This is a genomic window from Shewanella sp. NKUCC06_TVS, from assembly GCF_019345515.1.
Taxonomy (GTDB): Bacteria; Pseudomonadota; Gammaproteobacteria; order Enterobacterales; family Shewanellaceae; genus Shewanella; species Shewanella oncorhynchi.
Genome location: NZ_JAHKQX010000023.1, coordinates 58,837 through 68,285, shown reverse-complemented (window position 1 = coordinate 68,285; position 9,449 = coordinate 58,837). Strand labels below are relative to the sequence as shown.

Annotated in this window: 7 protein-coding genes and 1 pseudogene; 3 read left to right on the top strand and 5 right to left on the bottom strand. The window is 45.5% G+C overall.

Annotated elements, in window-relative coordinates:
• Positions 1–96, top strand: a pseudogene (locus KO531_RS20610) (IS982 family transposase); the annotation flags it as partial.
• A 160-nt stretch (positions 97–256) separates the two neighbouring features.
• Here KO531_RS20610 and KO531_RS20605 read toward each other — a convergent pair.
• On the bottom strand, positions 257–706 hold the full coding sequence (locus KO531_RS20605) for a DUF4826 family protein (protein WP_011789106.1): 450 nt from the start codon (positions 704–706) through the stop codon (positions 257–259).
• 280 nt (positions 707–986) lie between these two features.
• Between KO531_RS20605 and KO531_RS20600 the strand changes: the two genes are divergently transcribed.
• Both KO531_RS20600 and KO531_RS20595 read left to right on the top strand, forming a co-directional pair.
• Complete coding sequence (locus tag KO531_RS20600) at positions 987–2,021, top strand: Glu/Leu/Phe/Val dehydrogenase dimerization domain-containing protein (protein ID WP_028759730.1); 1,035 nt, start codon at positions 987–989, stop codon at positions 2,019–2,021.
• Positions 2,022–2,233: 212 nt separating this feature from the next.
• On the top strand, positions 2,234–2,578 hold the full coding sequence (locus KO531_RS20595) for a hypothetical protein (protein ID WP_011789104.1): 345 nt from the start codon (positions 2,234–2,236) through the stop codon (positions 2,576–2,578).
• A gap of 135 nt (positions 2,579–2,713) precedes the next feature.
• Here the strand turns inward: KO531_RS20595 and KO531_RS20590 are convergent, their stop codons facing one another.
• From KO531_RS20590 to ppsA, 4 genes are all read right to left on the bottom strand, one after another.
• On the bottom strand, positions 2,714–3,130 hold the full coding sequence (locus KO531_RS20590; RefSeq protein ID WP_028759729.1) for a MarR family transcriptional regulator: 417 nt from the start codon (positions 3,128–3,130) through the stop codon (positions 2,714–2,716).
• Positions 3,131–3,274: 144 nt separating this feature from the next.
• On the bottom strand, positions 3,275–3,748 hold the full coding sequence (locus KO531_RS20585; RefSeq protein ID WP_168825406.1) for a DUF1285 domain-containing protein: 474 nt from the start codon (positions 3,746–3,748) through the stop codon (positions 3,275–3,277).
• Between the two features lie 122 nt (positions 3,749–3,870).
• Complete coding sequence (locus KO531_RS20580; RefSeq protein ID WP_219252126.1) at positions 3,871–6,912, bottom strand: FAD-binding and (Fe-S)-binding domain-containing protein; 3,042 nt, start codon at positions 6,910–6,912, stop codon at positions 3,871–3,873.
• A 98-nt stretch (positions 6,913–7,010) separates the two neighbouring features.
• Entirely contained in the window at positions 7,011–9,380 is a 2,370-nt protein-coding gene (gene ppsA / locus KO531_RS20575; protein WP_028759726.1) for a phosphoenolpyruvate synthase, read from the bottom strand.
• Positions 9,381–9,449: the final 69 nt, after the last annotated feature.

Below are 9,449 nucleotides of genomic sequence, written 5' to 3'. Positions count from 1 at the left end.
ATTGCGGGACTCATCGCCTATCAATTGAAAGACAATAAGCCACAACTGAACATCACTAACGCAGAGTTTAATGCTATTACAGTTATGGCTTGTTAAACCGATCTCAGGTTAACATAGGAAATCAACATAAAAGTCAGTATAAAAAAGGCACTCAACTGAGTGCCTTTTTATTATTTATGCCGTTATTTTGAGCAATCAACACAAGTGACTGTATTAACTCAATACTATCTAAATACAATCCTCAACTCATTTGAGTTTAAGCATTCCACAGTTTATCGTCGTTGTGCATACGATATAAACTCTCGGCACGCGATACTAATAGTTGAGCAAATTTAGCCTGAGTGGCATCACGGGTTGCACCCGAACGCACTAAGTTTTCCGCCTGCATTTGCCACATCATAGAGAAATGACGCACGGCATCACGGGCCGTCGCCGCCACTTTCACATCGACAAAATCCGACGGTAAATCACCTGACATCACCCAATAGGTTTTGTTGCTTGGACGCTTTGATTCCATCTTCCAAATCGCCATATAAGGCGCAAGATAACGGCTTTCATCGGCTAGGACTTTGCTTGGGATCACGCCTTTTTCAGCGAGAAAACGATTAGCTTTTTGAAATTGAGTTCTGACCCACTCTTGACGCAGCTTTTCTATTTCTTCAGCTGATAAATTTTGTTGAGTTTGGTCGACAGCTTGTTCAGTCATACTTCCGTCCTATCTTATTGTTATAACGCGAGCCTAATTCTTGGGATCAGTACGCGATTCATTCTATTCGTTACGTTAAATTCAGTACAATCCATTCTTAATCGCAAAGCTTACGTTTACGTAAAGTGGAAAGCTAAATTGCCACAAATAATGTATTTATTCGGTCATTATGCATGGTTGAGAGTATCGCTAAATGCTATGGTTCTGCAATAAATATAACAAGCAGTCGATAGAGGCTCACCTCGTCGGCTTTTTCATTGTGTATAGCGGAGAAATTCACGTGGCTGTATTTAATCATGTATCCTTTGACGAACATGAACAGGTTGTATTCTGTCATGATAAAGAAAGTGGCTTAAAGGCCATTGTCGCCATCCATAACACTAACCTTGGTCCTGCCGTGGGTGGATGTAGGATGTGGAACTACCAATCGGATGATGAAGCCCTGACTGACGTATTACGCCTTTCTCGTGGCATGACTTATAAAAATGCCCTAGCAGGTTTAACCATGGGCGGTGGTAAATCCGTGATCATTGCCGATCCGAAAAGACAAGATCGCGAAGCGCTGTTCCGTGCTTTTGGCCGTTTGATTAACAGCCTAGGTGGCCGCTACTATTCAGCGGAAGATGTTGGCACTACTACGGCTGATATTATGATCGCCCATGAAGAAACCCCTTATATGGCGGGTCTTGAAGGCAAAAGTGGCGATCCATCACCGTTCACAGCCCTTGGCACTTATTTAGGCATCAAAGCTGCGGTTAAACATAGACTTGGTTTAGACAGCCTTAAAGGCCTTAAAATCGCCGTTCAAGGCGTCGGTCACGTTGGCTATTACCTGTGCAAACACTTGCATAACGAAGGCGCTGAACTGATTGTTACCGACATTCATCAAGCCTCGTTAGATAAAGTCGCTACCGACTTTGGTGCCATTGTTGTCGCGCCTCAAGAAATCTACGCGCAAGATGTGGATGTGTATGCCCCTTGTGCCCTTGGCGCAACCTTAAACGATGCGACCTTACCGCAACTGAAAGCCAAAATTGTTGCTGGCTGTGCCAACAACCAATTAGCCGAAGTACGCCACGGTGAACAACTGAAAGAAATGGGCATACTTTACGCGCCAGACTATGTGATCAACGCAGGCGGTATTATCAACGTGTCGTTCGAAAAAGATTACGACGCAGCAAAATCGACGGCTAAAGTAGAAGAAATTTACAACACGCTGCTTAAAATATTCAGCCAAGCCGATGCGCAGAACCGTACAACCGGCGCCGTGGCTGATGAAATGGCAAAAGCCATTATCGAAGCCGCTAAGCAGTAATTTTTCTACGCGTTTATTATTTTTTATGCCCGTCAAATATTGAAAAAAGCGACCTCTGGTCGCTTTTTTGTTATCTAAAATTTAATCTATCACTAAGTTCATGGTTTAACCGCGCTTTTAATTTCGACACAGAATATTCATTTAATCACGCTGGAAAACGTCATATTTGTCTGCTTGAATTAGTCTATCAGGTCCCAGCACAGGATAGCGCTATGATCCGTTTCAAATATGATCTCAACCAAGATGTGGTAGAACTGCAAGCCAGCAATTGGAGTGGTTTAGAGCGGGTCTTCGTTAATGGCCAGATGGTGTCGCACAAGCTTAACTTTAAGCCTCAAAGCGAGCATACCATTCAGCTTAAAGACGGCGCGCCTTGCAAGTTTGAACTGCTTATCGATCCCCAAACCGATGAACTCATGTGCCGAATTTATAAGCAACATAGACTCGTCGCTAGCCTAAAACAAGGTAAAGAAAATTTATTAGCTAGCCGGCGTTATTTACAGCACTCAGTGATAGCCGTAAGTCTGCTTTGCGTCTTTGCACTTTACTTGAATTAATCAAACCAGTTTAATCCCGCAAAGTGAGGCATAGTGGGTGGGATTAAACTGGAAAATGATTTAGATAACCACATACAGATAGAAGTAAAAACGGCTAAACCACAGTTTTCCTCCATACCCATTAGATTCAAAATCTCAAGCCAAACGGTTGATTTTATTTAATAGTAAAATGAATGTCTGTTGTTCATCTTCACTTAAATTTGACAGGAATTTTTCATTGACCCGCTCAGCTTCGCAGATAAGATCTTGCTCTAATGCTTTTGCTTCATCGGTCAAAAAGATTTGGAAAGCACGCCGATTATCGACTTCTTGATGGCGAGTAATAAGACCTTGCACCTGTAACTGATCGAGTAAGCGCGTCATAGTGTAATTTGCCACATCGCAACGCTTAGACAATTCAGTTTGGCTTATGCCCTCTTCTTGCCACAAAGCAAACAGCACAGGCCACAGTTTTATATCGAGTTGATATCGCTTAAGATGCAGATCAAGCTCATTTTGCAGCTCGATATTTAAGTGGGAGACAAGATAGCCTAAGCTTTCATGACGATTCAAACAGCACCTCCTACAGCAAAGGTTTAACGCGTTTTCACTTACTCTGCACGCCATCATAAGAACCCAGAGTTAGTTTTAATACTACCACTTAACCCATAATAAACTAGCTTAGACCACAGCAAATTATGCGATTAACCTACGAGCTCATTCCTCATCTAGATCAGATAAATTGAATTCATTCACAAAATTATAGTAACAGGCCCGACCTAATTTGCCCCATAAACCGCGCTCAAGCGGCAAATAAACACTGTCATCGGTGAGCTTCATCTGTTTTATATCGACTTTATGGTGCTGTGTTTCAATACTGGTTCTTACATTGAGCAGCGAATGGGGTTGCGCTCGCTCGAAATCGACAATCAGTAAGGGAGCATCTTCAACCCGCACTCGCACCTTCTCCACTGGGGTAATTAAGAAATACTCATCATCGATGCAATGCAAAATACTGGCGAACAACTTAGCAAACTTGGCTGGCAGCGATGTGCCTAGATATGTCCAATCACCCAAGGCGTTAATGTCAAACAATGGGACTTCACTGCACAATGGCGCAACCGAGGTTAGCCTACTATCAGCGGCGAATTGTTTGAGCGTGTGTTGAATACTGTAAGTCATCTTTTCCATCTAGGCCTCCATCATCCATAAAAAAACCAGCCTTGCGGCTGGCTTTAGTGTGACATTCAACACTTGGATATACCAGTGAGGATAATTACGGCCTTGCTGGTCAATTTAAGTAATAAGGACCATTACGCGTTTACTAACTCAAGTAAGGCCTCAAGTGGATGCTTTGGCTTGTAACCGGCAAAACGTTTTACCTGACTACGGCACGAATAGCCAGACACTAACACTTGCGGCTGCTCAATTCTTGCTAACATTTGCTGCCAAGACATGTCGAACAAGGCCTTAGAGCGCTCGAGGTTTTCCGCCTCATGACCATAGGTTCCCGCCATACCACAACAACCTAAATTAACTGCGGTTAACTTAGCACCGAAATGGGCAAAGATTTTAGTCCACTCATTGGCGGTATTTGGCTTGGCAGTCGATTCGGTACAATGACTAAACCAAGTATATTGCTTACCTTGCGCAGCTTTTGCAGGTAAATCTTTGATGACATTCAGTAGCCATTCGTTGGCTAACTTGACCTCAAAATTACCGCGATTAGCCCCTAAGACTTCACGATATTCATCGCGATAACACAAGACTAAGGCAGGATCGATACCGACCATGGGCATGCCCAGTTTATGGACTTGGTTCAGAAAGTCCGCACTCGACTGCGCCGTTTTAGCAAACTTATCTAAAAATCCCTTGATATGTGTTGGCTTACCATTGGGTTTATAGGGCAATAACACCGGCTTTAAGCCGAGTTTTTCAATTAATTGGATAAAGCGCAACACAAGACCTGAGTCATAGAAACTGTTAAAGGGATCTTGTACCACCAACACAAACTGCGAGCGCTTCTCTTCTGGAATCGCTTGCAACGCAGCTAAGTCGTAACCGCGGCTTGCATGACCATCGAGTCTTTGCTTCAAAGTCGGCACAGATAACGCAGGCGCATCCACATAACCAATCGCCTGTTTAATCACCCATTGGCTCAATGGATTTTGTGCGACAAAGTTAGTGAGACGCGGTGCCGCGGCCATCAATGGCAAGCTATCTTCAATCCCTGCAACGAGATAGTCTTTCGCGGGTCTTAAATAGCGTTGATAGTATATATTGAAGAACTGCGCCCTAAACTTAGGCACATCCACTTTTACCGGACATTGTCCAGAGCAGGCTTTACAGGCCAAACAGCCCTTGAGCGATTCCATCACCTCGTGGGAGTAATCATAATCACGTTTGGAATTGATGGTATTTTGTATGCGCTGCAATATACCAAAAGGTTTCGCTTTGGCGAGGGCATTAACATCAACCCCTTCAGCCTCAAGCAGTCTTAGCCACTCTCTCATGAGCCCTGCACGCCCCTTAGGCGACTGCACTCTGTCACCCGTCACCTTAAACGATGGGCACATGGGCGAATAGCTACTGTAATTAAAACACAGGCCATTACCGTTACAATTCATCACATCGGGGAACGCATCACGCACATCAACGGGGATTTGTCGATCAAACTTACCGCGCTTAGCACTGTCAACATCGTAATAGAGGGCACCTGTATCTTTAGGCGCCACAAGCTTGCCGGGATTGAGTCGGTTATCGGGGTCAAACAAACCTTTAATATCTTGCAACACACCGAAAAGTTCATCACCAAAGACAGCTGGACCGTATTCACCGCGCACGCCTTTACCGTGCTCGCCCCACATTAGACCGCCGTATTTAAGTGTCAGTGCCGCGACTTGATCAGAAATGACTCGTAGTAATTTTTCATCTTCAACATCGCACATATCGAGCGCTGGACGAACATGCAACACGCCCGCATCCACATGGCCGAACATACCGTATTGCAGATTATGCCCGTCGAGTAACGCGCGAAACTCCATAATGTAATCGGCGAGTTTTTCGGGCGGTACCGCAGTATCTTCAGCAAAGGCGATAGGCTTACGGCGACCTTTAGTGGCGCCGAGTAAGCCAACGGCTTTTTTACGCATGCCGTAAATTTTTTCGATACTCGGCTTATCTTGCGTCACTTGGTAACCCAATACACCGCACTCGCCTTTGCTGATCTGCTCAGTTAACACAGCTTCCAAACTCGCGAGCTTTTGCTCAACTTCGACCGTGTCACCTGCAAATTCGACCATATTGAGGCCATCAATAACTTTACCAGGCACTTCTTGGATAAGATCAGCCACCGAATGCCAGACAATATCTTCACGGGCTAAGTTAAGCACTTTTGAATCGACGGTTTCAACCACAGTCGCCCGCGCGGCAACTAAGGATGGCGCATGACGCAATGCCGATTGGAACGAATCGTACTTAATGTTCACCATAGCGCGCTCAGTCGGCAGCGGGGTGAGATTAAGTTTGGCTTCGGTTATCACCGCAAGCGTGCCCTCTGAGCCCGTCAGAATTCGTGATAAATCGAATTGCGTCAGGTTGTCGTTCCACACGTGTTTTAAGTCATAGCCAGTGAGGAAACGATTGAGCTTAGGAAATTGGTTTTCAATCTGAGTACGCTTTTCACGGCATACCGCCGCCACAGCAGAAAACAATTTCTGCCCCAGTGGATTATCACTGACATTATCGGGGTTACACAGTAGTCCCGCATCTAGGGGATGCGTATCCAGCACACTGCCATCGATCAACACGCTACGCAGCGCCAGCACGTGATCTGACGTCTTACCATAGACCAGTGAGCCCGCACCCGAGGCATCGGTATTGATCATGCCACCAATAGTGGCGCGGTTTGAAGTGGATAAATCGGGACTAAAAAAGAATCCATGGGGACGCAATGCATCGTTAAGCGCATCTTTAATCACGCCAGCTTCGACTCGAACCCAACCTTGCTCAGCATTCACTTCGAGCACACGATTCATGTAACGCGACACATCCAAAATCAAACCATGGGTCAGAGATTGTCCGTTGGTGCCCGTACCACCGCCCCGCGCACTGAAGGTCACGCTGCGAAATGCGTCAGTAGCAGCCAGCGTCAATGCAATTTGGATATCCTGCTGATTTTTAGGATATAACACAGCTTGAGGCAAAAATTGATATACAGAGTTGTCCGTTGCTTGCACTAAACGGGCGCTGTAACGTTTGTCTATATCACCGGAATACTCACTTTGCTCCAGTGCATCAAGGTATGCCAAATACACTGGCTCTAATGTTTGTTGATGTGATAGCAGGGGTAGCATAGATGGCTTCTGTCAATTATCGTTATGGCGCCATTATAAACAAAAAAAAGCCGCTAAAAAGCGGCTTTTTTAACAAGTTTATAAAATTACTATCTAGATCAACCGTGCGCTTCGGCTAAATACAACCAAGTATCAATCACAGTATCAGGGTTTAATGACACTGTATCTATGCCTTGTTCTACCAACCAAGCGGCAAAATCAGCGTGATCTGAAGGACCTTGACCACAAATACCTATGTAAGCGCCCTTCGCTTTAGCCGCTTTAATGGCTAATGAAAGTAGCATTTTAACGGCTTCATCACGCTCATCGAATAAATGGCTAATGATACCTGAGTCACGGTCAAGGCCGAGTGTCAGCTGAGTTAAATCGTTTGAGCCGATAGAGAAGCCATCGAAATGCTCAAGGAATTGGTCTGCTAACAGGGCGTTTGAAGGCACTTCACACATCATGATGACACGTAAACCGTCTTTACCACGCTCTAAACCTTGCTCTTTGAGCAGGCCGACCACTTGCTCAGCTTCTTTCACTGTGCGAACGAATGGGATCATGACTTCAACGTTTTTCAGACCCATGTCATTACGAACGCGTTTAATCGCTTCACACTCAAGGGCAAAACAGTCACGGAAGGATTCAGAGATATAACGGCTCGCACCGCGGAAGCCCAGCATTGGGTTCTCTTCTTCTGGTTCGTATCTGTCACCACCAACCAAGTTTGCGTATTCGTTAGACTTAAAGTCTGACATACGTACGATCACTTTCTTCGGATAGAAAGCTGAACCGATAGTCGCAATACCTTCAACCAGACGGGCAATGTAGAACTCAACCGGTGATTCATAACCCGCGATCATCTCGTTTATTTCAGTTTGCAGTGCTGCATCCTGTTGATTGAACTCAAGCAGTGCCTTGGGATGGATGCCAATCATACGGTTGATGATGAATTCTAAACGCGCTAGACCCACACCTTCGTTTGGCAAACGGGCGAAATCAAATGCACGATCAGGGTTACCCACGTTCATCATGATTTTCATTGGCAATGCAGGCAACGAATCAACACGGTTTGAAATCACTTCAAACTCTTGTTTACCTTCGTAGATAAAGCCAGTGTCACCTTCGGCGCAAGAAACAGTCACGATTTGACCATTCTTGATACGGTCAGTCACGTCACCACAACCCACCACCGCTGGCACACCTAATTCGCGGGCGATAATCGCCGCATGACAGGTACGACCGCCACGGTTTGTGACGATAGCACTTGCGCGCTTCATGATAGGTTCCCAATCAGGATCTGTCATGTCTGTCACTAACACATCACCAGGTTGGATTTGATCCATATCGGCGATTGACGTTAATACTTTGGCTACGCCAGTACCCACTTTATGGCCAATAGCGCGACCTTCACAGATCACAGCGCCACGGCTCTTTAAGTGATAACGTTCAATCAATTGCACATCTTCACGGCTACGAACCGTTTCTGGACGCGCTTGAACGATATACAATTTGCCATCGTTGCCGTCTTTTGCCCATTCGATGTCCATTGGACGACCGTAATGTTTTTCGATCACCATGGCTTGTTTGGCTAATTCTTCGACTTCAGCGTCATTGATAGAGAATTGACGACGTTTGTCAGCAGTCACGTCTTCAATTTTGACTTGTTTGCCGTGAGCAGCATCATCTGAATACACCATTTGGATGAGCTTGCTACCGATATTACGGCGCACAACAGCCTTGTGACCTAAGGCTAAAATAGGTTTATGAACATAAAATTCATCTGGGTTTACCGCGCCTTGAACAACCATTTCACCCAGACCAAAAGATGAAGTGATAAACACCACATCGTTATTGCCAGATTCAGTGTCCATAGTGAACATCACACCTGAAGCCGCTTTATCTGAACGAACCATGCGTTGTACGCCAGCAGACAAGGCAACACCGTGGTGCTCATAACCTTGATGCACACGGTAGGAAATAGCGCGATCGTTAAAGAGTGAAGCGTACACATGCTTGATCGCTGTCAGTACGGATTCAAATCCTTTCACGTTTAAGAAGGTTTCTTGCTGACCCGCAAAAGAGGCATCTGGCATATCTTCAGCTGTTGCAGAAGAACGTACCGCGAATGACGCTTCGCTAGTTTCAGCGGCAAGTTTATCGTAAGCTTCACGAATCGCTTGCTCTAATGCTGGTTGAAATGGAGTGTCGATAACCCACTGTCTGATCTGTGCACCTACTTTAGCCAGCGCATTGACATCATCTACATCCAGTGTGGCTAGAATGTCATAAATCTTCTGGTTAACTCCGCTTTGTTCAAGGAACTCGTTGAACGCATGGGAAGTTGTCGCAAATCCGCCAGGTACTTGAACACCGGCATTGGCCAGATTGCTGATCATCTCGCCTAGAGAAGCATTTTTACCGCCAACCAAGTTGACGTCACCCATGCCTAATTCTTGATACCAGAGTACGTATTGCTGCACAGTTCTATCTCCGCAAGTTTATTTCAGTGGCCCCTTCACACGAGGGCAGCGGCATTTTACACTCCTGTC

Coding starts and splice junctions, on each gene's coding strand:
- KO531_RS20585 (WP_168825406.1), bottom strand. CDS start 3,748: ATGGAAAAGATGACTTACAGTATTCAACACACGCTCAAACAATTCGCC.
- KO531_RS20580 (WP_219252126.1), bottom strand. CDS start 6,912: ATGCTACCCCTGCTATCACATCAACAAACATTAGAGCCAGTGTATTTG.
- KO531_RS20605 (WP_011789106.1), bottom strand. CDS start 706: ATGACTGAACAAGCTGTCGACCAAACTCAACAAAATTTATCAGCTGAA.
- KO531_RS20595 (WP_011789104.1), top strand. CDS start 2,234: ATGATCCGTTTCAAATATGATCTCAACCAAGATGTGGTAGAACTGCAA.